General features: G+C 65.5%; 21 protein-coding genes. 12 read left to right on the top strand and 9 right to left on the bottom strand.

Annotated elements, in window-relative coordinates:
• Window position 1 precedes the first annotated feature (1 nt).
• From KW832_RS04695 to KW832_RS04685, 3 genes are read left to right on the top strand one after another with little or no spacing between them, the layout of a single operon-like run.
• A complete protein-coding gene (locus tag KW832_RS04695) occupies window positions 2-850 on the top strand; it encodes a carbon-nitrogen hydrolase family protein (RefSeq protein ID WP_218298521.1) in 849 nt (282 codons plus the stop codon).
• The gene (locus tag KW832_RS04690) at window positions 789-1,424 is read left to right on the top strand and encodes a DJ-1/PfpI family protein (RefSeq protein WP_218298522.1); all 636 of its coding nucleotides are present in this window, start codon (window positions 789-791) and stop codon (window positions 1,422-1,424) included. The genes KW832_RS04695 and KW832_RS04690 overlap by 62 nt, the downstream gene beginning before the upstream one ends.
• 37 nt (window positions 1,425-1,461) lie before the next feature.
• Window positions 1,462-2,463 carry a GlxA family transcriptional regulator gene (locus KW832_RS04685; RefSeq protein ID WP_218298523.1) on the top strand — a complete coding sequence of 334 codons (1,002 nt, stop codon included), beginning with the start codon at window positions 1,462-1,464 and terminating at the stop codon, window positions 2,461-2,463.
• 328 nt (window positions 2,464-2,791) lie between these two features.
• Here the strand turns inward: KW832_RS04685 and KW832_RS04680 are convergent, their stop codons facing one another.
• Both KW832_RS04680 and argH read right to left on the bottom strand, forming a co-directional pair.
• Window positions 2,792-3,781: a Bug family tripartite tricarboxylate transporter substrate binding protein gene (locus tag KW832_RS04680; protein ID WP_121419270.1), complete on the bottom strand. Its 990-nt coding sequence runs from the start codon at window positions 3,779-3,781 to the stop codon at window positions 2,792-2,794.
• Window positions 3,782-3,822: 41 nt separating this feature from the next.
• Window positions 3,823-5,292, bottom strand: coding sequence for an argininosuccinate lyase (argH, locus tag KW832_RS04675; protein ID WP_218298524.1), 1,470 nt, complete (start codon window positions 5,290-5,292; stop codon window positions 3,823-3,825).
• 51 nt (window positions 5,293-5,343) lie between these two features.
• On the opposite strand from argH, the gene KW832_RS04670 reads away from it, so the two are divergent.
• Together KW832_RS04670 and KW832_RS04665 are read left to right on the top strand one after the other, a co-directional pair.
• A complete protein-coding gene (locus tag KW832_RS04670; protein ID WP_218298525.1) occupies window positions 5,344-6,642 on the top strand; it encodes a sensor histidine kinase in 1,299 nt (432 codons plus the stop codon).
• A complete protein-coding gene (locus KW832_RS04665) occupies window positions 6,623-7,381 on the top strand; it encodes a LytTR family DNA-binding domain-containing protein (RefSeq protein ID WP_055394454.1) in 759 nt (252 codons plus the stop codon). The genes KW832_RS04670 and KW832_RS04665 overlap by 20 nt, the downstream gene beginning before the upstream one ends.
• A 59-nt stretch (window positions 7,382-7,440) precedes the next feature.
• Here the strand turns inward: KW832_RS04665 and ppk2 are convergent, their stop codons facing one another.
• The gene (ppk2, locus tag KW832_RS04660) at window positions 7,441-8,355 is read right to left on the bottom strand and encodes a polyphosphate kinase 2 (RefSeq protein ID WP_218299068.1); all 915 of its coding nucleotides are present in this window, start codon (window positions 8,353-8,355) and stop codon (window positions 7,441-7,443) included.
• Between the two features lie 119 nt (window positions 8,356-8,474).
• On the opposite strand from ppk2, the gene KW832_RS04655 reads away from it, so the two are divergent.
• Together KW832_RS04655 and KW832_RS04650 are read left to right on the top strand one after the other, a co-directional pair.
• Entirely contained in the window at window positions 8,475-9,542 is a 1,068-nt protein-coding gene (locus tag KW832_RS04655; RefSeq protein WP_370628600.1) for a transporter, read from the top strand.
• Between the two features lie 85 nt (window positions 9,543-9,627).
• Window positions 9,628-10,479, top strand: coding sequence for a plasmid replication/partition related protein (locus KW832_RS04650; RefSeq protein ID WP_218298526.1), 852 nt, complete (start codon window positions 9,628-9,630; stop codon window positions 10,477-10,479).
• Between the two features lie 3 nt (window positions 10,480-10,482).
• Here KW832_RS04650 and KW832_RS04645 read toward each other — a convergent pair whose 3' ends face one another.
• Window positions 10,483-11,334: a SirB1 family protein gene (locus KW832_RS04645; protein WP_121422607.1), complete on the bottom strand. Its 852-nt coding sequence runs from the start codon at window positions 11,332-11,334 to the stop codon at window positions 10,483-10,485.
• 82 nt (window positions 11,335-11,416) lie between these two features.
• Window positions 11,417-12,982, bottom strand: a complete 1,566-nt coding sequence (gene murJ / locus KW832_RS04640; RefSeq protein WP_218298527.1) for a murein biosynthesis integral membrane protein MurJ — start codon at window positions 12,980-12,982, stop codon at window positions 11,417-11,419.
• Between the two features lie 199 nt (window positions 12,983-13,181).
• On the opposite strand from murJ, the gene rpsT reads away from it, so the two are divergent.
• Window positions 13,182-13,484 (top strand): 30S ribosomal protein S20, encoded by a 303-nt coding sequence (gene rpsT, locus KW832_RS04635; protein WP_008905691.1) that lies wholly within the window; start codon window positions 13,182-13,184, stop codon window positions 13,482-13,484.
• Window positions 13,485-13,755: 271 nt separating this feature from the next.
• On the opposite strand, the gene KW832_RS04630 is transcribed toward rpsT, so the two are convergent.
• Window positions 13,756-14,079: a DUF3579 domain-containing protein gene (locus tag KW832_RS04630; RefSeq protein WP_121507234.1), complete on the bottom strand. Its 324-nt coding sequence runs from the start codon at window positions 14,077-14,079 to the stop codon at window positions 13,756-13,758.
• Between the two features lie 269 nt (window positions 14,080-14,348).
• Here KW832_RS04630 and KW832_RS04625 point away from each other — a divergent pair, with 269 nt between their 5' ends.
• Genes KW832_RS04625 through KW832_RS04615 form a run of 3 tightly spaced genes read left to right on the top strand, consistent with a single transcriptional unit; the run spans window position 14,349 to window position 17,186 of the window.
• Window positions 14,349-15,545 (top strand): aspartate aminotransferase family protein, encoded by a 1,197-nt coding sequence (locus tag KW832_RS04625; protein ID WP_218298528.1) that lies wholly within the window; start codon window positions 14,349-14,351, stop codon window positions 15,543-15,545.
• Window positions 15,546-15,570: 25 nt separating this feature from the next.
• Window positions 15,571-16,491, top strand: coding sequence for an ornithine carbamoyltransferase (gene argF, locus KW832_RS04620; protein WP_218298529.1), 921 nt, complete (start codon window positions 15,571-15,573; stop codon window positions 16,489-16,491).
• 14 nt (window positions 16,492-16,505) lie between these two features.
• A complete protein-coding gene (locus tag KW832_RS04615; RefSeq protein WP_218298530.1) occupies window positions 16,506-17,186 on the top strand; it encodes a hypothetical protein in 681 nt (226 codons plus the stop codon).
• A gap of 3 nt (window positions 17,187-17,189) precedes the next feature.
• On the opposite strand, the gene KW832_RS04610 is transcribed toward KW832_RS04615, so the two are convergent.
• The 3 genes from KW832_RS04610 to KW832_RS04600 form a co-directional block, all read right to left on the bottom strand.
• Window positions 17,190-17,588 (bottom strand): copper-binding protein, encoded by a 399-nt coding sequence (locus tag KW832_RS04610; RefSeq protein WP_255577489.1) that lies wholly within the window; start codon window positions 17,586-17,588, stop codon window positions 17,190-17,192.
• 37 nt (window positions 17,589-17,625) lie between these two features.
• Window positions 17,626-19,566: a S9 family peptidase gene (locus KW832_RS04605; RefSeq protein WP_218298531.1), complete on the bottom strand. Its 1,941-nt coding sequence runs from the start codon at window positions 19,564-19,566 to the stop codon at window positions 17,626-17,628.
• A gap of 225 nt (window positions 19,567-19,791) precedes the next feature.
• Window positions 19,792-20,793, bottom strand: a complete 1,002-nt coding sequence (locus KW832_RS04600; RefSeq protein ID WP_370628601.1) for a GNAT family N-acetyltransferase — start codon at window positions 20,791-20,793, stop codon at window positions 19,792-19,794.
• Window positions 20,794-20,966: 173 nt separating this feature from the next.
• Between KW832_RS04600 and KW832_RS04595 the strand changes: the two genes are divergently transcribed.
• On the top strand, window positions 20,967-21,623 hold the full coding sequence (locus KW832_RS04595; RefSeq protein ID WP_218298533.1) for a response regulator transcription factor: 657 nt from the start codon (window positions 20,967-20,969) through the stop codon (window positions 21,621-21,623).
• Window position 21,624 lies beyond the last annotated feature (1 nt).

The following is a 21,624-nucleotide window of genomic DNA, read 5'->3' as shown; positions in this document are numbered from 1 at the left end:
CATGCGCGCCACTGTCTGCGAATTGCCCTACCAACCCCATCTGCTCGAAGCTGCCTGGGTAGCACTGTGCGCCCACACCCACAGCGCGCAATCCGAGCTGGTGCTGCTGCCCGAGTTCGCCTTTGTCGAGCCGGTGTGGGAATCGCTCCCCGCCGATCCTGCACGCTGGGGCGCCGCCGTCGCACTCAGCGACACCTGGGCGACCCGCCTTCCTGAGCTGGGCGCCGACTGGGTGGTGGGAGCGAGGCCTGTCACTGCGGGCGGGCAGCGCTTGAACGAAGGCTTTCTCTGGTCCGCGCAGACCGGCTACGCGCCCCTGCGGCGCAAGTTCCACCTGCCCGATGAACCGGGTGGCTGGGAGGCCCAGTGGTTTGAGCGCGGTGATGCAGCATTTCCCCGTTTCAACGCCGGGCCGCTGGCCTTCGGCCTGAACATTTGCACCGAACTCTGGGCGCTGGACACCTATGCCCACTATGCGGCGCTGGGCGGGCTGCAGGCCATCCTGTCGCCGCGCGCCACAGCGGCCGCCACCACCGACAAATGGCTGGCCGTGGGCACCGTTGCGGCCGTGCGCACTGGCGCCTACAGCCTGTCGTCCAACCGCGCGGACCACGCCGCAGGCACCTATGGCGGCGCGGGCTGGGTCATCAGCCCCGATGGCGCCCTGCTCGCCCGCACCACGGCAGAACAACTCTTTTGCACCGTCGATATCGACCTGAACGCCACAACGACTGCGCACGGCACCTATCCGCGTTATGTGTTTGCCCACCCCCTCCCCGCACCACACCATGACCACACCATCTGCCATCAAACCCCCAAAGCCCCTGCAAGTCGCCATCCTCGTTTTTGACGAGGTGGAAGCCCTGGACCTGGGCGGCCCCTACGAAGTGTTCACCACCGCCGTGCGCATGGCGCAGCGCCTGCAGCCTGGCGCACCCGCGCCATTTGCCGTGCAGTGCGTGGCCCGCAGCCTGGCCCCCGTGCGGGCCCGCGCTGGTCTGCGCGTGCTGCCGGACGCGGACTTCACCAGCGCCACCGCGCCCGATGTGCTCATCGTGCCCGGCGGCGTGGTGGACGCCGCCGCGGCCTGCGCAGACACCCGCGCCTGGGTGGCCCAGGCGGCGCGTGGTGCGCAGATCACCGCATCGGTGTGCACGGGTGCGTTCATCCTGGCAGCCGCAGGCGTGCTGACCGAAGGCCCTGCCACCACCCACTGGGAGGACATTGCTGACCTGCGGGCGCAGTTTCCCGCGCTGGATGTGCAGGAAAATGTGCGCTGGGTAGACCGGGGGGCGCTGGTCACGTCGGCCGGCATCAGCGCCGGCATTGACATGAGCCTGCATCTGGTCACCCGGCTGGCGGGCGCAGCACTCGCGGAGCGCACCGCCCGCCAGATGGACACCCCGTGGAACAGGGAGCCATAAAACGCCTTGGGAGCGGCGCCTTTTTCAAGAACTTGTCATGCAGGACATAACACATTCCCCCATCCACGTGTACTTCGCCCTGCTGCCTGGCAGCCTGGTTCTGGACTGGGCCGGCCCGGCCGAGGCGCTGCGCATTGCCAACCAGACCTTGGTCGCCCTGGGCCAACCAGAGCGCTTTGTGCAGCACTTCGTGAGCCCCACGCCCGAGTCGATGTCGTCCGTGGGGGTCGCTGTCACCGGGCTGGCGCCGCTGCCTGACACACTGCCCAGCCCCGCGTGGGTGGTGCTGGTGGGCCTGGCAGGCCACCACATCGACGTGAGCGGCCCCGAAGCCCAGGCCCTGCTGCACTGGCTGCGCGGCCTGCGCCCGGTGGCCGGGCAGCTGGAGCTGGTCACCGTGTGCGCGGGCGCGGTGCTGGCCGCCCATGCAGGGCTGCTGACCGGCCGGCGCGCCACCACGCACCACCTGCACCTGGACGAGCTGGCCCTGGTAGACCCACGCTGCGACGTGGCCGCCAACCGCGTGTTCGTGGCCGATGGCCCCATCTACACCAGCGCAGGCGTGACCACCGGCATCGACCTGCTGCTCCACCGCATCTCCGACATCTGCGGCCCCACGGTGGCGGTGCAGGTGGCGCAGGCCATGGTGATCGGGCTGCGCCGGGGGCCGGACGACCCGCAGTTCTCGCCGTTTCTGCACCACCGCAACCACATGCACCCCGCACTGCACCGCGTGCAGGATGCCGTGGGCCAGCAACCGCAGGCCGACTGGAGCGTGCCGCAGATGGCCGAGGTGGCACATACCTCGCCGCGCCACCTCACGCGGCTGTTTCTGGAACATGCAGGCATCGCCCCGCTGCAGTACCTGCGGCGCATCCGCCTGGCCACGGCCGAGGCCGCGCTGCGCTCGGGCCAGAACGTGACGCAGGCGGCGCTGATGGCGGGGTTCAGCTCCGACACCCAGCTGCGCCGGGCCTGGCACCAGTTCGGGCGCGGAGGCACGCCGTCGCAGGGTTCGGGCCGGGCGCGCGCGCACTGAACTGCGGGCACCGGCCCGCTTCGCAGCCTCGGCCACGGCCCCAAAAGGCACCCGCCGCGACGGCACAGACACTGCCATGAAAGAGCCATCGCGCCGATGAGAATGAACGTCTGCAGGCCCCGCGCCTGCAGCAGACTCTGGACACCCTGCCCGAGGAGCGCTTTGACAGGGTCACGGCTTTTGCGGCGCACCAATTCAAAGGCCCAGCCCAGCCTTAGAAATCTGAAGCACGTGAATCCGCAGTTTGAATTTCCGCAATTCGACCGTTCTCAGGAACTGGAGGATGCAGCGGCATCCGCTCGAATGACCACACCAAGCACGCCCTGGCCTACTGCGCCACAAACCCGCTGGTCTTGATGATGCGCGTCCAAGCCTCGGTGTAGGCCGCCTGGCGGGTGGCCAGCTGCTGCGGTGTCATGTAGCCCACCGTGAGGCCCATGGCCGTCAGGTGCTCGCGCACATCCGGCATCGCCACCACCTTGGACAGGGCGATGGAGAACTCGGTGATGAACTTCTGCGGTGTGCCGGTGGGGGCGTAGATGCCGTAGTACGGCAGGTCTTCAAAGCCCTTGAGGCCCATTTCGTCGAACGTGGGCACATCGGGCATGGCGGCCTGGCGCTTGGTGCCGAGCACGCCCACCACGCGCACCTTGCCCGCCTTGTGGTTCTCGATGAAATCCTGCACCGAGGCGACGCCTGCACCGATCTGGTTGCCCAGCATGTCGGCCATCATGGGCGCGCTGCCCCGGTAGGGGGCGGACACCAGGTCGATCTGGTACTTCTGCCCGATCAGCTTGACCAGGAATTCGGGGGTGGAAGCTGGCGCCGGGATACCCACGGCCCCCTTGCCCTGGCCCGCCGTGCGCACCCAGTTGACGTAGTCGCCGAACGACTTGGCGGGCGTGCCGCCCGAGACGGCAAATGCATTCACAAAGGTGGCAAAGCCACCGACGGGAACGAAGTCGCGCACCGGGTCGAAGCCGGCGTTCTTGACCACCTGGGGCAGGATGGAGATGGTGTGGTCGTGCGTGATGAACAGCGTGGTCCCATCGGGCACTGCGGCTTTGAGCGCCTGGGCCGCAATCTGGCCCCCGGCGCCAGGGCGGTTTTCCACCACCACTGGCACGCCCAGTTCGTCCTTGAGCTTCTCGGACAAGGTGCGCGCAATGGCGTCCGAACCACCGCCGGGCGGGAACCCCACCAGCAGGCGAATGGGCTTGGCCGACTGCGCCGACGCGAGCCCCACGGTCAGCGCAGCCCCCAGAAAGGCGCTGGTGCGCAAAAGACGGGACAACAGGCTGCGGCGGGATGGGGTCATGGCAAAAGCTCCGAAGGGATGTGCAATGGGCACCGCAAAAATCAGGCCAGGCGTGCCCGGTGGCGCGCCAGCTGTGCACGCACCTGGGCCGGGGCCGTACCTCCCAGCGTATTGCGGGCGTTGAGCGAGCCACGCAGGCTCAGGCACTCGTACACATCCTTCTCGATGGCGGGGTGAAAGCCCTGCAGCACCGTCAAAGGCAGCTCCGACAGGTCGCACGCGTGCGAGGTGGCCGCCTTCACGGCATGGGCCACGGTTTCGTGCGCGTCGCGGAAGGGCAGGCCCTTTTTCACCAGGTAGTCGGCCAGGTCAGTGGCCGTGGCGTAGCCCTTGAGGGCAGCCTGCTCCATGGCCTGCGCGTTCACGGTGATGCCGCCTTCCTTTTGGCCCGTGGCGGGGTTCATCTGGCCGCCCACCATCTCGGCAAAGATGCGCAGCGTGTCTTTGAGCGTGTCCACGGTGTCGAACAGCGGCTCCTTGTCTTCCTGGTTGTCCTTGTTGTAGGCCAGGGGCTGACCCTTCATCAGGGTGATCAGGCCCATCAGGTGGCCCACCACGCGGCCGGTCTTGCCGCGCGCCAGTTCCGGCACGTCGGGGTTCTTCTTCTGCGGCATGATCGAAGAGCCGGTGGTGAAGCGGTCGGCGATCTTGATGAAGCCGAAGTTCTGGCTCATCCAGATGATGAGTTCTTCAGACAGACGGCTCACATGCACCATGCACAGGCTGGCGGCGGCGGTGAATTCGATGGCGAAGTCGCGGTCGCTCACGGCGTCCAGGCTGTTCTGGCACACACCTTCCATACCCAAAGTTTTTGCGACACGCTCGCGGTCCAGCGGGTAGGTGGTGCCGGCCAGCGCAGCAGCGCCCAGGGGCAGCACATTGGTGCGGCGGCGCACGTCGGCCATGCGCTCGGCATCGCGTTTGAACATTTCCACATAGGCCAGCATGTGGTGGCCAAAGCTCACGGGCTGGGCCACCTGCAGGTGGGTGAAGCCGGGCAGGATCACCTCGACGTTCTGCTCGGCCACATCGACCAGCGACACCTGCAGCTCCTTGAGCAGGTCACCAATCAGATCAATCTCGCCGCGCAGCCACAGGCGCACGTCGGTGGCCACCTGGTCGTTGCGGCTGCGGCCGGTGTGCAGGCGCTTGCCAGCGTCGCCCACCAGCTGGGTCAGGCGGGCTTCGATGTTCAGGTGCACGTCTTCCAGGTCGAGCTTCCACTCGAACGCACCGGACTCGATCTCGGAGGTGATCTGCGCCATGCCGCGCTGGATGGAGGCGTGGTCATCGGCTCCGATGATGCCCTGCGCGGCCAGCATCTCGGCGTGCGCCAGGCTGCCTGCAATGTCGGCCTGCCACAGGCGTTTGTCGAAGAACACGCTGGAGGTGTAGCGCTTGACCAGATCGCTCATGGGCTCGGAAAACAGCGCCGACCAAGCCTGGGCCTTGGTGTCGAGCTGGTTGTGGGATGGCGCAGAGTCAGCGCTGGTGGCTTGGGCTTTGGACATAGGAGGGCAATAATCCGATGGTTCAGACACCCGGACTGCCCGGATGCCGCAATGCAAAACACGCAAATTTTATCGACCCAGCCCCCGCTGCCGGATTCTGGCCCGCCAGAAAGGTCTGCGCGCAGCGTGCGGGCGGCCGCTGGCGCCGGGCCGGGCGGGCAGCCGCCGCGCGGGCGGGCCCTGGTGTTTGACGCCTGCCAGGTGGGCGTGGTGCTGCGGGCCGTGCTGTTCGTGGAGCTGGTGGTGGGCGTGGGCGCGATGTATGGGGCGGGCAACCCTGTGGAATGGCTGGCCACCCTGGCACTGCTGACGGGCGGTGCGCTGCCCGCCACGCTGCTGTGGCTGGTCACGGCCTGCAGCCTCAAGACCGTGCTGCAGCGACTGACCACCGTGCAGCAATACCTGGCGGGCGTGCTGCTGGGTGCCCTGGCCGGGGCCTATGCCTGCGGCATGCTGGCGCTGGTGGCGCAACCCACCTCGGCGCCCTGGCTGGCCAGCGCCGCCACGGGCGCGCTGCTGGCAGCCATGCTGGTGGCCGCGCTGGTGCTGCGCGCGCGGGGCCGCACGCCCGCAGCCACCACGGCGCGCCTGACGGAGCTGCAGTCACGCATCCGCCCCCATTTTCTGTTCAACACGCTCAACAGCGCCATCGCGCTGGTGCGTGAAGAACCCGCCAAGGCCGAATCGCTGCTGGAAGACCTGTCCGACCTGTTTCGGGTCGCCCTCATCGAGCAGGGTGAATCGACCACGCTGGCCGAAGAAATCACGCTCGCGCGCCGCTACCTGGGCATCGAAGAGGTGCGCTTTGGCAAACGCCTGCAGGTGCAGTGGAACCTGGACCCCCGCACCGACGGCGCCCGCCTGCCCCCGCTGCTGCTGCAGCCTCTGGTGGAAAACGCCGTCAAACACGGCGTGGAGCCCAGCGACCGGGGTGGCAAGCTCCGCGTGCTGACCGAGCTGCGCGGCAGCCGTGTGGTGGTGCGCATTACCAACACCCTTCCCCCCAAGGAAGCCAAGAACAGCCATGGCAATGGAGAAGACACCGCGCCCCGCGGCCACGGCATTGCGCTGGCCAATGTGCGTGCGCGGCTGGCGCTGCTGCACGATGTGCAGGGCGAGTTCACCGCTGGCGTGCAGGACGGCCTCTACCAGGTGCGCATTACCCTGCCCGCCCCCGACCCCCAGCCCCGCGCCCGGGGTGGGCGCAGCACAGCACCGCCCGCGCGCCGCAGTTCTGGCAACCCCGGCAACCGCCATGGCAGCCGCGCGGCGCCGTTGCAGCGCCGCATGGTGGACAGCCCCAACGACAACAACAGCCCCTTGAGAGACCATGAACATCCTGATCGTTGACGATGAAGCCCTTGCGCGCAGCCGCCTGCGGACCCTGCTGGCCGATTGCGCCCAGGCCCAGCCCGCTCAGCGCATGACGGTGGCCGAGGCCTCCAACGCGAGCGAAACCATGGCGCTGCTGGGGCCCACGGGCGGACGGGGTTTTGACCTGGTGCTGCTCGACATCCACATGCCCGGCCAGGACGGCCTGGCCCTGGCCCACACACTGCAGACCCTGCCCCAGCCCCCGGCGGTGGTGTTTGTGACGGCCCACGCCGACCACGCCGTGAGCGCGTTCGAGCTGGACGCCACCGACTACCTGACCAAGCCCGTACGCCGCGAACGCTTGCAGCAGGCACTGGCCAAGGCGCAGCGCAGCGCACGCCCTTCCGCACCCGCCCAGGCGCCCAGCCTGCCCGAAGGCGAAACCCTGCTGATCCAGGACCGGGGCCGCACCGAACGCCTGCCCCTGGCCGAGGTGCTGTACTTCAAGGCCGAGCAGAAGTACGTGACCGTGCGCACCACCACCCGCAGCTACATCATGGACGGCTCGCTCAGCGAGATAGAAACCAAGTTCGCCCCGCGCTTCCTGCGCATCCACCGCAATGCGCTCGTGGCCCGCCGCGCCGTACGCGCACTGGAGAAACACTACGACCCCGAAGAAGGCGAAGGCTGGGCGGTGCGGCTGCAGGGATCCACCGAATTGCTGGCGGTCTCCCGCCGGCAAGTCGCGGCTGTGCGAGAGGAGTTGGCGCGCTGATTTTGGCCGCTAGCGCTTGATAGACAAGCGCATATAGCTATTAATTTAATAGCAATTCTTCAATACACCTCGGGCACGTACATGCTCGCGGGCACCGGCTGACGCAGGTATTCGGGGTTGCGCACCCGCTCGGGCAGCACCACGGTCGGGTGGGGCACGTCCTGGTAGGGCAGTTGCGACAGCAGGTGGGCGATGCAATTGAGGCGGGCCTTTTTCTTGTCCACCGCCTGCACGACCCACCAAGGCGCCTCGGGGATGTGGGTGCGCTCCAGCATCGTCTCTTTGGCCTTCGTGTAGGCCTCCCAGCGCACGCGGCTTTCCAGGTCCATGGGGCTGAGCTTCCACTGCTTGAGCGGGTCGTGGATGCGGCCCAGAAAGCGCAGATGCTGCTCTTCGTCGGTGATGGAGAACCAGTATTTGACGAGTGTGATGCCCGAGCGCACGAGCATCTTTTCAAACTCAGGCACGGTGCGGAAGAACTCTTCGTATTCGTCGTCGCTGCAAAAGCCCATCACCCGCTCGACGCCCGCACGGTTGTACCAGCTGCGGTCAAACAGCACCATCTCGCCGGCCGCAGGCAGGTGCGCCACATAGCGCTGAAAGTACCACTGGGTGCGCTCGCGGTCATTCGGTGCGGGCAGCGCGGCCACACGGGCCACGCGCGGGTTCAGGCGCTGGGTGATGCGCTTGATCACGCCGCCCTTGCCGGCTGCATCGCGTCCCTCGAACAGGATCACCACCTTCTGGCGGCTGTGCTGCACCCAGTCCTGCAGCTTGACAAGTTCACCCTGCAACTGGAACAGATCCTTGAAATACTGCTGGCGCGCCAGGCGATCGGTGGGCTGCGGCGCGCCGATGTCGTCCACATTGCGGTCCTCGATCTCCAGCTCCAGCTCTTCGTCGTAGCTGTCGATGAGGTCGTTGGCGATGCGCTGCATCAGCTCCTGGGTGTCAAGGGTGTTGCTGTGGAACATGGTGCCGTCCGGCGGTGCAAAAAAAGATGGCGCCATGGTGGTACCGCCAAGTGACAGGACCGTGACACGGGTGTGATCTGTCACGGCCATGTCATGTGCAGCAGCCAGGATTCAGGCCCGTGCCCTCCGCTCCCCCCGCCCCCCACCGCCCCAACGCTGCGCCTGCAGGCAACAGCCTGAACTATGGGGGTGATGCCGCCGGGCTCATCTGCGGCTACCTGCTCGCCGCAAACACCGCGCCGCGCGAGGTCGATACCGTGCAGGCGGCGCAGTGGCTGGCAAGCATTCCATCAGGAGCCGCACCGCAAGGGCAGTTCCTGTGGCTGCATTTCAACCTCAGCCACGCGCAGGCCGTGCGCTGGATGGAGCGGCATGCCGATCTGCCCGAAGCATTTTTTGACGCGCTCAAGGACCGTTCTGTGTCCACCCGCATCGAGCGCGACGACGACACCCTGATCGCGGTGCTCAACGACGCGCACTTTGACTTTGCGTTCGAGCCCTCGGACATCGCCACCCTGTGGACCAGCGTGGCGCCTCACCTGATGGTGACTGGGCGCACACGCCCGTTGCGGTCGGTGGACGCACTGCGCACCGCCGTGCGCAGCGGCAATGCGCCCTGCTCCAGCGTGGCCCTGCTGGCCGAACTGATGCGCACGCAGGCCTCGGGTCTGGTGGACATCGTGCGCGGAGTGACCCAGCGCATCGACGACGTGGAAGACGCGCTGCTGGCCGGGCGCCTGGACCACAAACGCGCACGCCTGGGTGTGCTGCGGCGCCTGCTGGTGCGCCTGCAGCGGCTGCTGGCGCCCGAGCCTGCGGCGTTGTTCCGCCTACTGCAGCATCCACCGGCCTGGATGGGATCGGACGATGCGCAGGAGCTGCGCGACTCCACGGAAGAGTTCTCGGTGGTGCTGCGCGACATGCAGGGACTGCAAGAGCGCATCAAGCTGCTGCAGGAAGAGATCGCAGCCAGCGTGCAGGAAGCCAACAGCCGCAGCCTCTTTGTGCTGACGGTGGTGACCGTGCTGGCCCTGCCCATCAACATCCTGGCCGGCCTGTTCGGCATGAACGTGGGCGGCGTGCCGCTGGCTGACAACGGGCACGGCTTCTGGATCATCGTGGCCGTGGTGGCGGCCTTTACAGCGGTAGCGGGCTGGCTGGCGCTGCGGGGCACGCGAGACCAGTAGTGCCCAGGGCGGCGCCCTGGCCCAGGACTCTTGTCGGGGCCTCTACAATCGCGCCCCTTCCCCGCTCCCGATTGCCTGCCCTGCCATGAACATCGTCGTCAACGAAGAACTCAAAGCCTATATCGAACCCCTGACCCCCGACGAACACGAGGCGCTGGAGCGCAGCATCCTGGCCGAAGGCTGCCGCGACGCGCTGGTGCTGTGGGGCGATGTGCTGGTGGACGGCCACAACCGCTATGGCATCTGCCAAAAGCATGGCCTGCCGTTCCAGACGGTGCAAAACCCGCGCTTTCAGTCGATGGAAGACGTGCACCTGTGGATGATCGACCAGCACCTGGGACGCCGCAGCGTATCGGATTTCCAGCGCGGTGTACTGGCACTGCGCAAGCGCGAGATCATGGCCGACCGCAAGGCCCGCGCAACGACGGCCGCAGACACCGAAGCGGCCACCACCACCCCTGACACCCCCGAGGCTACGGCCGCCCTGCCCGCACCCTCGCCCCTGGACAGCCGCGAAGCCATTGCCAAGGCCGCGCGCCTGAGCAGCAGCCAGGTGGTGATGATCGAAAAAATCCAGAAGCAGGCCGCACCCGAGCTGGTAGCGGCCGTGAAGTCCGGCACCATTTCCATCAATGCGGCAGCGGCTGTGGCCACCCTTCCGGCCGAAGAGCAAGTGGCGGCGGTGGTGGCAGGCAAGGACGAACTCAAGCAGGCCGCCAAGCGTGTGCGCGAACTCAACAAGCGCAAGCCACGCGATGAAGCGCCATCGGACGAAAGCCCTGCGGCCAAGGACGCCAGCCCGGGCACCGAAGCGGGCGCCGATGAACTGCAGGCCCTGCGGGCCCGCGTGGCAGAACTGACGGCAGAGAACACCGAGCTGCGTCGGCAGGTGGCGCAATTGCAGGCGGCACTGCCAGAAGGCAGCGCGCCGTTCTGAGCGTCAGCCGTTGGCGTTGCGCAGCGCGCTCAGCCGGTCAGCGATCAGGTCGATGTCGAGCCCGTCTTCGGCGTGGGCAAGGTAGGCTTCCAGATCGGCCATCGCTTCGAGGGTGTTGCCCCGCTCGGCATGGGCCAGCCCCCGATCGCGCCGCTCGCCCCAGGCGTCAGGCAGCAGCACGATGAGCCGGTCGAGCACGGTGATCAAGCGCTGCCAGTCGTGCTGCGTGCGGTGCACCTCTTTCAGATTGCGCAGCATGCGCGCAATGATGTCGCGCGGTGTGGCCGCCTGAAGGTACAGGCCCAGCGGCACGTCGTAGTCGTCCACCAGGCCGTTGCGGCGCTTGTAAGGCTCCAGCCGTTCGGCAAGCTCTTCGCGGCTGAGCGACTGGCCCGAGATCGGGTCCAGCACCACCTGTCCTTTGGGCAGCAGCACCTTGACCATGAAGTGCCCGGGGAATGCAATGCCCCGGGCATGCAGGCCCAGGCCCTGGGCCAGCTCCATCCACAACACGGCCAGGCTGATGGGGATGCCCCGGCGCGTTCGCAGCACGGCGTTGAGATAGCTGTTTTCGGGGTCGTAGTAGTTATTGATGTTGCCGCCAAAGCCCAGGTCGACAAAGAAAAACTGGTTGAGCGTGCGCAGGCGCTGCAGCGCAGGTGCGTCGGCAGGCAGGCGGCGCTTGATGCGCGCAAGCAACTGATCCATGTCGCCCAGCAGTTGCTGCATGTCGAGCTCAGGGTATTCGTCCTGCGCCAGGCTGGCCGCTGCCTCCAGCAGCGGGAAGTGATCATCGCTTTGCACCAGCGATGCAAAGTACTCCAGCGAGGTGGGTACGGAATAGCTCAGTGACATGGTGGTGTTGTAAGTGCCGGGGCGGGCGGCGTCAAGCGACAGAAAGCCCTTCTTGACAGGGCATTTGTGGCCTTCGGTGAAATCAGCGCCGCAACAGCTGGCGCAGCTTGAGCCCGGCCGCCCACAGCGCGCCAAAGTACAGCACGGCAGCAGCAGCCATGAGCGCCGCCAGCAACCCTATCCGCTGCAGGGTTTGCCCCCTCATTTCAACCCAGTCGAAATGCTGCGCACCCCATACCAGCAGCACTGCCAGCAAGGCGCTCGCAGCGATCACCTGCAGGGCGAACTTGCCCCACCCCGGCAGGGGCCGGTAGCTGCCGCGCCGCAGCAGACCGATCAACAGCCAACCGGCATTGATGAGTGCGCCAATGCCGATGGTCAACGTCAGGGCCGCATGCTGCAGGTAACGCACCAGCACCAGGTTCATCAACTGGGTCAGCACCAGCACCGCCACCGCAATGAGCATGGGGGTGCGCATGTCGTGTTTGGCATAGAAGCCCGGCGCCAGCACCTTGATGGCCACAATGCCCACCAGGCCCACGCCATAACCCGTGAGGGCCAGGGTGGTTTGGCGCACGTCCTGGTCGCCAAAGGCCCCATAGTGGTACAGCACCGCCACCAGCGGCTCTGAAAAGACCAGCAAGGCCACCATGCAGGGCACGGACAACAGCACCACCAGGCGCAGCCCCCAGTCAAGCATGGCCGAGTACTGGTCGTCGTCCTGCTTAGCGCGGGCGCTGGCCAGCTGCGGCATCAGTACCACACCCAGCGCCACGCCCAGCAGCGCGGTGGGCAGCTCCATCAGGCGGTCTGCGTAGGTGATCCAGCTCACGCTGCCTGTGGGCAGGTGCGAGGCAATCTGCGTATTGATCAGCAGGGATATCTGCGCCACGCTCACCCCCAGCAGCGCGGGCAGCATCAGTCGTGCCACTTTGCGCGTGGTGGGGTCAGACCAGGCGGCACGAATGGCCGTCCAGCGCACCCCAATGCGCGGCAGCAACCCCAGGCGCACCAGCGCAGGCACCTGGATGGCCAGTTGCAGCAAGCCACCCAGCATCACCCCCGCCGCCTGGGCGTAAATGGGCTCGATGCCATGGCGGGAAAACCAGGGTGCGCCCACCGTGATGGACAGGATCAGTGCGATGTTGAGCAGCACCGGCGACGCCGCCGGCACTGCAAACTTCTTCCAGGTATTGAGAATGCCCCCCGCCAGCGCCACCAGCGACATGAAGCCGATGTACGGGAACATCCAGCGCGTCATGGTGACGGCGGCGTCAAAGCCCTGGGGCGACTGCTTGAGCCCGCTGGCCATGCCCCACACCATCCAGGGGGCGCCCAGCACGCCAGCAATACACAGCAGCACCAGCGTCCATGCCAGCAAGGTGCCCACATGGTCGATCAGCGCGCGGGCACTCTCTTCGCCCTCCTGGGCACGGGTGGCGGACAGCACCGGGACAAAAGCCTGGCTGAAGGCGCCCTCGCCCAGCACCCGCCGGAACAGATTGGGGATACGAAATGCCACATTGAAGGCGTCCGTCATGGCACTAACCCCAAAGACGGAAGCCATGAGAAGCTCTCGCACCAGCCCGGTGATGCGGGAGGCAAGGGTCAAAAGGGAAACGGTGGAGGCGGCTTTGAACAGTGACACGGGCGGGAGTGTATTCCCCCTGAGCCGCTTCGCGCCTTCCCCCAGAGGGAGACGCACCCTGTGGCCTGGCAGAGCCAGTTCCAGGGGTACGCTAGCGATGGCGCTACGCCGGTTTTGAACACCATGGCGATGAACAAACGGCCTTGGGCTATAATCGCGGGCTTTGCTGGCATCATCCACAGACCCAAGGAACTAAATCATGGCATCCGCTAAACCCAAGAAAAAGAACCCGCGCCTGGCGTCGGGCCGCAAGCGCGTCCGTCAGGACATCAAGCTCAACGCTGCGAACACCTCGCTGCGCTCCAAATACCGTACCGCTGTCAAGAACGTCGAAAAGGCTGTTCTGGCTGGCGACAAGACCAAGGCGACCGAACTGTTCGCCAAGATGCAAGCCGTGGTGGACACCGTGGCTGACAAGGGCATCTTCCACAAGAACAAGGCTGCTCGCGACAAGAGCCGTCTGTCTGCCAAGGTGAAAGCCCTGGCACTGGCAGCCGCCTAAACCAACCCCTCCGCCTGCCCCGGCAGGCAAACAGCCCGAACGGCATATGCCGTTCGCCGTTTGTAACGGGTGCGCTGCCAGCAAAAGAAAAACGAATTAAACCGCCTTCGGGCGGTTTTTTCGTTTCTGGGCGGGAAGCAAGCACCGAGCCAAAGGGCCGGACGTGTGAGGTCCCTGCTTTGCGGCAGCCCATGCTGAAATCCGTGAGAGAGCCAGCGCACAGGCCGAAAAAGACACCCCCGGCCCGCAAGCGGTCAGGCCACAAGCCGGCTCAGAGCTTGGAGGACGGGGGATCGGGCAGCAGGCAGGCTTCAGCCACCTGCAGATTGTTGTCGCGCGCGAAATTGATGACAAAGTCCCAGGCCATGGGTTCATGGCCCTGCAGATCGCGGTGCACTACCACACATTTCACGCCATTGAGCGTGGTGGGAATGCACCAGGGCGAGTAGCTCAGATGGCTGCCAGGGCGCGCTCCGCCGGGGCGGAAACTGCTCATCACCCCGGCCAGCCGCTCGGCCCAGTCGCTGGGGCGAAAGGTTTTCCCATCGTGGGTGATGCCCTGAATGAAGACTTCTTTGGAGGAGGGGGAAACCATCGGGGATTGGAGTGGTAGTGAGCGCGCCAGACACAGGATCACTGCATGCTGCACCGCAGCGCGACATTCTAACTCTTATATAAGAGCTGGCTCCCTAAACCCTGCGTCGGGCTGCACATAGGGGCCAAAGCTCAGGTAGTGCCCGCATTGCAGTGATGCGCAATCTTCAACAGCCATGCACCGGGCTCCCCCTAGAATCGTGCTTCGCTTTTTCGGGTTTCATACAGGCCACAAGCCAACCCATCACCGCACCGTCTGGAGATTTCTGCATGACCGCTACCACCCCGGCAGCTTCGCCCCACGTGATGAACACCTATGGCCGCGTACCTATTGCGCTGGCCCGTGGGCAAGGCTGCCGAGTCTGGGACGTGAACGGCAAGGAATACCTCGATGGTCTGGGTGGCATCGCCGTGAACACGCTGGGGCACAACCACGCCAAGCTGGTGCCCGCGCTGCAAGACCAGATCACCAAGCTGATCCACACCTCCAACTACTACCACGTGCCGCTGCAAGAGCAACTGGCCGCCAAGCTGGTGGAGCTGTCGGGCATGCAGAACGTGTTCTTCTGCAACTCGGGCCTGGAAGCCAACGAAGCCGCGCTCAAGATAGCGCGCAAGTTCGGCGTGGACAAAGGCATCGCCAAGCCCGAGATCGTGGTGTACGAGAAAGCCTTCCACGGCCGGTCGATTGCCACCATGTCGGCCACGGGCAACCCCAAGATCCACAGCGGCTTTGGCCCGCTGGTCGAAGGTTTCATCCGCGTGCCCATGAACGACATCGAGGCCATCAAAAAGGCTACCGAAGGCAACCCCAATGTGGTGGCCGTGTTCTTTGAAACCATCCAGGGCGAAGGTGGCATCAATTCGATGCGCGTGGAATATCTGCAGCAGCTGCGAAAGCTGTGCGACGAGCGCGGCTGGCTCATGATGATTGACGAAGTGCAGTGTGGCGTGGGCCGCACTGGCAAGTGGTTTGCGCACCAATGGGCAGGCATCGTGCCCGACGTGATGCCCCTGGCCAAGGGCCTGGGCTCAGGCGTGCCGATTGGCGCGGTGGTGGCTGGCCCCAAGGCCGCCAACGTACTGCAGCCCGGCAACCACGGCACCACCTTTGGTGGCAACCCCCTGGCCATGCGCGCAGGGGTCGAGACCATCCGCATCATGGAAGAAGAAGGCCTGCTGCGAAATGCGGCCACGGTGGGCGACCACTTGCGGGCAGCGCTGCAGCGCGAACTGGGCAGCCTGCCCGGCGTGAAGGAAATTCGCGGCCAGGGCCTGATGCTGGGCATTGAACTGAACAAGCCCTGCGGCGCACTGATTGGCCGCGCTGCGGAAGCCGGCCTGCTCCTGTCGGTGACGGCCGACAGCGTGATCCGTTTGGTTCCCCCGCTGATCCTGACCACCGCCGAGGCCGACGAAATCGTCGCCAAACTGACCCCGCTGGTCAAAGCTATCCTGGCCGAGTAATCGGCCGGCACCGAGACACAAGCCCATGAAACATTACCTGCAGTTCAACGACCTCACCGCCGACGAATACACCTACCTGTTCGAGCGTGCCGCGCTCATCAAGAAGAAGTTCAAGGCCTACGAGAAGCACCACCCTCTGGTAGACCGCACGCTGGCCATGATCTTCGAGAAGGCCAGCACACGCACTCGCGTGAGCTTCGAGGCCGGCATGTACCAGCTCGGCGGCAGCGTGGTGCACCTGACCACCGGCGACAGCCAGCTGGGCCGCGCCGAGCCGATTGAAGACAGCGCCAAGGTCATCAGCCGCATGGTGGACCTGGTGATGATCCGGACCTACGAGCAGGCCAAGATCGAGCGTTTTGCCGCCAACTCCCGCGTGCCGGTCATCAATGGTCTGACGAACGAATACCATCCCTGCCAGATCCTGGCGGACATCTTCACCTACATCGAGCACCGCGGCTCCATCCATGGCAAGACGGTGGCCTGGGTGGGCGACGGCAACAACATGGCCAATACCTGGCTGCAGGCGGCTGCGCTGCTGGGCTTCAAGGTGCATGTGAGCACACCCCGTGGCTACGAAATTGATGAGAAATTGGCTGCTGGCGCAGGTGGGACAAGCGCAAGCAGCTATCAATTTTTTAGCAACCCGCTCGAAGCCTGCCAAGGCGCCGACCTGGTCACCACCGACGTGTGGACCAGCATGGGCTACGAGGCAGAAAACGAAGAGCGCAAAAAGGCGTTTGCCGACTGGTGTGTAGACGCGGAGATGATGGCTGCCGCCAAACCTGATGCGCTGTTCATGCACTGCCTGCCTGCGCACCGGGGTGAAGAAGTGGAGGCGGATGTGATCGACGGGCCGCAATCCGTGGTGTGGGATGAGGCAGAAAACAGGATGCACGTGCAGAAGGCACTCATGGAGTACCTTCTGCTCGGCCGCATAGCCTGATTTTTTGGCTCTCCATGCCTTGGCGTCGCCAGCCCGCCCACTGCGCTGAACTGCTGGCACACTGGGCATCGCTGGGCCAAGCACTCGGCCGGGATACACCGGCGTGGCGTAAAGAGGGGCGACGGCTTGTGCTCAGTTGGGCGCACTGGCCGCGCGCCTACCACGACACCACCCACCTCTGGGCCTGCCTGCGGCATTGGCACGCGGTGCAGGATCAGCAACCCGCCGCACTCGACAACCCCCACGCTGTTGCGCTGGCCCTGTGGTATCACGATGCCATTTACTGGCCGTGGAGCAAACACAACGAAGAGCGCAGCGCCGACTGGGCAAGCCGCTTCATCCTGGGCCAGGGCCTACCCGCCACGCTGGCGCAAACCGTGCACCAGCACATCCTCGACACCCGCCACACCCCCGGCCCACTCACGGGCGATGCGCAGTGGGTGGTCGACATCGACCTGGCGATCCTCGGCCAGAGCGACGCGGTGTACCGCCAGTTCGAACGCAATGTGCGGCGCGAATACTATTTTGTACGCTGGCCACTTTACGTAGCGGGGCGCAGCGGGGTGCTGCAGGGGTTTCTTGACCGGCCGCGCATCTACGGCACGGATTTTTTTGTGCAGCGCTTTGAGGCGCAAGCGCGTAGCAATCTCAGCAACGCATTGAAGGCTCTGCAGGACGGAAAAATCTATGCGTGAACCTCAGTCGCACGGCTGAAAGCGCTTGCATTCGTCCGCCACCTGTATGGAAGTCACCGTGTTCTCACCGTCCATATACTGGGCAGTGAACTTCACCCAGCTGCCCTCGGGAATGTTGGCCAGCAACGCACTATCCATCACCCGAAAGGTCTGTGTCGTGAAGGGAAGTTTCGCAAGGGGCAGCAGCTTCAAGCGGACATAGAGCTTGTTCCCGACCTTTGGCCCGACAGACACCAGGCGCGCGCGGGTGAACACCGGTGCCGCAGGCGCCGCACCCTCTTCACGCACCGCCGGCGCTGGCGCAGCGGATTGGGCTGCTGCGCTGCCGATGACGATGGCACCCAGGGCCAAAGCCACCGTTCGGCACAGCAGACGCCGACTCACATCTGTTCGCTGCGCCATATCGCCTCCTGCATGGTTGCGGCGCGATGACCGCGGATCAGAACGCCCACGCCCCCAACTGGTAATAGTCAAATCCGCTCGTACGCCCGCCCAGGCATTTGGCCAGGAAGTCCTCGGTTTTTCGGTACATGGTGAGGTTGTTGGTCCATTTCTGGTTGCCATGGCCGTCGCCCTTGAAGGTGACGTACTCCACGTCTTTACCCGCTTTGCGCAGCGCCGCCACCATCCATTCGGACTGATCCAGCTTCACACGCGGATCGTTCACGCCGTGCATGATGAGGATGGGCTTTTGCGCATGTTCAGCGCGGTACAGGGGCGACTTGGCGTCCATGCGCGCGCGGTCTGCCGGCACGGCGGGGTTGCCCACGTAGCGGTGCCACCACGGCAAGCCCAACTCCCAGTAGGGCGGCGCGGCTTCCAGCAGGCGGGCAATGTCCGTCACGCCGACCACATCCACCGCACAGGCAAAGACTTCGGGCGTGAAAGTCGCGCCCACCAGTGCCGAGTAACCCCCATAGCTGGCTCCATAAATCGCAACGCGCGCCGGGTCGGCCACACCGCGCTCTACAGCCCAGCGCACGCCATCGACCAGGTCGTCGTGCATGCGGCCCGCGAACTCGCCCATGGCTTTTTCCATGTGCGCGCGGCCATAGCCACTGGAGCCCCGGTAGTTGACCTGCAGCACCGCGTAGCCCCGGTTGGCCAGAAACTGCTGCAGCGCGCGGCTGGGGGCGGTGTCGCCCCAGCGGTCTCGCGCCCACGGCCCGCCGTGCACCAGTAGCACCATGGGCAGCTGGCGCGGCTGCTCTACGCCCGCAGGCAATGTGAGGTAGCCGTGGATGGGCAGGCCGTCCCGTGCCGTGTAGGTGATGGGCTCGGACGACGACAGCGCGTGCGCGATCAGGCTCAGGCGGGTCTCTCCCAGAAACTGCGGCTCTTGCCCATCGCGCAGCAGGTAGGTGCGTGCGCCCCGGTCGGTGGCCACGGCCACCGTGAGCACGCGGTCGGAATCATCGGCGCTGACTACCCGCACGTCCGCGGGCTTGTCCCCAGCCAACGTAGACAACCGCTCTGCCAGCCGCGGATCGAACACCTTGCGCTGCGGATAGCCCGGCATGTAGTAAGCCACCAGCGGTTCACGCGTGCGGCGGCTGAGCGTCACGTTGTCCAGATCCACCTCGGCAGAAGCAAACAGTTCTTCCTCGGCGCCTGTAGTCATATCCAGCCGCACCAGCGCCAGCTTGTCGCGCCCTCGGTTGGACACCGCCCAGGCTTTGCGCCCTTCATCGTGCAGGCCAAAGATGTTCAGGGTGTCCCAGCGGCTTCGTTGCGTGGTAGTCAGCCAGCTACCGGGCTCCGCGCCCGGGCGCTCGACCAGCGTCTGGTCACCCTGGATCTGAGCGCGGGCGCGCAGCTGCCCGGTTCGGTCCACACCCCACCATGTGACGTTGCCGGGGTTGGTGGCCAGCAGCACCGGGGCGCCGCCCGCCGGGTTTACGCGGTACAGGTCAAACACCTTCTTGTCGCGCAGGTTGGAGGTGACGATGAAGTCGGAGGAGCCCTCCACCACCTCGGCCAGATGCACGACCGAGCGCTGTGCGGGCATCAATTCACGCAAATCCGTATCGGCGCCATCCACACGCCCCACGTAAATGCGGGTGTTCTCGTCGCCGGTCGGGTCTGCGGTGATGCTCAGCCAGCGACTGTCGGCACTGAAGCGCACGGAACGCGCACGGATGCGAAACGCCTTGGCATCGCTGCCGTCGATGGAGCGCACCCAGATCGCAGGCACCACCCCGTCAGTGCCGAACCACGCGATGCGCTTGCCGTCGGGCGACACCTGGTAGCCGCCCGTGGACTGGCGGCTGGCCACAAAGTCGCGCACCGGGATCAGCTCGGGCAGCTGGGCACCTGCTAACGACGGGTGTGTGGGACCACTGGCACAGCCCACCAAGACCAGCAAGCCGAACAATGCCATGCCGCCGCTCCACCATCGCAATGCTGTTCTTTTTGTGCCCTGCTGCTGCGCCATACCCATCTCCCCGGATTGTTGAATCGTGAATGTAGTGATTGTGCAAAGTGTTGCCTTAAGGTCTGCCAAAGGCCGCGTTTGCACATTGCCCTAAATGCGACGCACCCAACAAGCAAGGTTGGATGGATCCAGGAGGGCTTTGCCAGTGAGGCACTGTTTCAGCAACGGCGCTCACACCGCTAGCAACTTTCGATAAATCGTGTTGCGCTTGACCACCTGAAAGCCGCAGTCCGCATACACACGATTAGCGCCTGTCAGGTTCTCACCGTCCACCGCCAGCGCCGACTCGGCCATCCCTTCGTCGGCCAACAGGCGGAGGCTGCGGGCGATCAATGCCCTTGCAAGACCGCGTCTGCGCCACTTGCGCCCCACGCTGATGAACTCGGTGTAGCCCCGGCGCCGTGACAGATGGCGGTTCTCATCCTCGTTGATATACGTGCGGACTTGGCCTGCGACCTCATTGCCGTCCCACGCCACCTGCCAGCGCGCGGGCTGGAAAACCCAGCTCTCCAACCAAGTGTCGTAGTCACGAGGCAACGGCGGTGCCATGCCCCAGTGGTCTTGAAAAGCAGTGTGGTGAGCGTCCCAGATGGCGCGGTAGTGCTCTGGAAAAACGGGCCGCAGTTCCAGCCCTTGCGGCAGGGGAAAGTCCGGCGCAGCCTGCAGTTCTGTGTTCAGCATTTCAAAGAAATACCGCATTGGCGCATAGCCACTGGTCTGCAGCAGTTTCGCGCGCGCTTCCTCGCCTTGCTGCACATAGGCATGGTGCACGTGCGGGCCGCCCGGCTGCTGGGCTGCCACGGTGTGGTGCCGCTGCTCAATCCAACCTTGCAGCACACGGCCAATGCCGCGCCCGCGCCAACGCCCGGGCACAAAACCGATTTGCGCGTGCAGCGTCAACCCGTCGGCCTGGGTAAACCGCCAGCACCGGCCATAGCCCACCAGCTCGCCATCCAGCTCGGCCATGATTGCGTCGTGATACGGATCACAGTTGGTGAAGGCGGCATAGTCGCGTGCCAGGTCTTCGGGCGCGCGGCGTGCGAGTACCCCGTCTGCATCAAAGCTGGCATTGGCCACCTCGACCATGGCCGGGAAGTCCGATGGGCCACAAAACGGCCGCAGCACCAACCCAGAAGGGGCCGATACATTCGTCATCGATTTGTCATCACCCACAAGAGCATCCTCCCCAGCTTCTTCCATTCATTCTTCTTCTCCCTCAAACGTCGGTGCGCGAGTCACGTTGGGCTGCGCCCGCTGACATTGTGCAAACCACAGCCTTAACGCCAGCCAAAGACACCGCTTCAGACAACGCCCAGCAGGCTTCGCACCCGCCACAATCGCACCCCATGCACATCCTGCTCATCGAAGACGACCTGGACCTGGGCCGCGCGCTGCAGTCCGCGCTGAAGGTGGAGGGCCTGACCAGCGAATGGCTGCGCCGCACGGTGGATGCCCCGGCCACTGTCGATGCCACCACCATCGACTGCGTGCTGCTGGACCTGACGCTGCCCGACGGCAGCGGCTTCGACCTGCTGGCACGCTGGCGGGCGCAGGGCGAGCAGGTGCCCATCATCGTGATCACCGCGCGCTCGGCCGTGGAAGACCGGCTGGCCGGGCTGGATGGCGGGGCCGATGATTTCGTGGTCAAGCCTTTTGCTACGGCCGAACTGCTCTCGCGCATCCGCGCCGTGCTGCGCCGCAGCGCCCGCCAGGCCAGCGAGCGCTGGGTGCTGGGCGAGCTGGTGATCGAGCCGCGGCGCCATGCCGTGCAGCGCAATGGCACGGTGCTGGATGTGTCACCGCGCGAGTTCCAGCTGCTGCTGGAACTCGCGCGCGAGCCGGGGGTGGTGGTGTCCAAAAGCCTGCTCTCGCAGCGGCTGGACCCGCTGGGCGAGCCCGTGGACTTTGGCGCCATCGAAGTGCATGTGTCCAACCTGCGGCGCAAGATCGGGGCGGAGCTGATCCGCACGGTGCGCGGCGTGGGCTATCTGTTGCAGGCATGAG

The organism is Acidovorax sp. sif0632, assembly GCF_019218805.1.
Lineage (GTDB): Bacteria > Pseudomonadota > Gammaproteobacteria > Burkholderiales > Burkholderiaceae_C > Acidovorax > Acidovorax facilis.
This window is presented reverse-complemented; position numbering and strand designations above follow the sequence as displayed.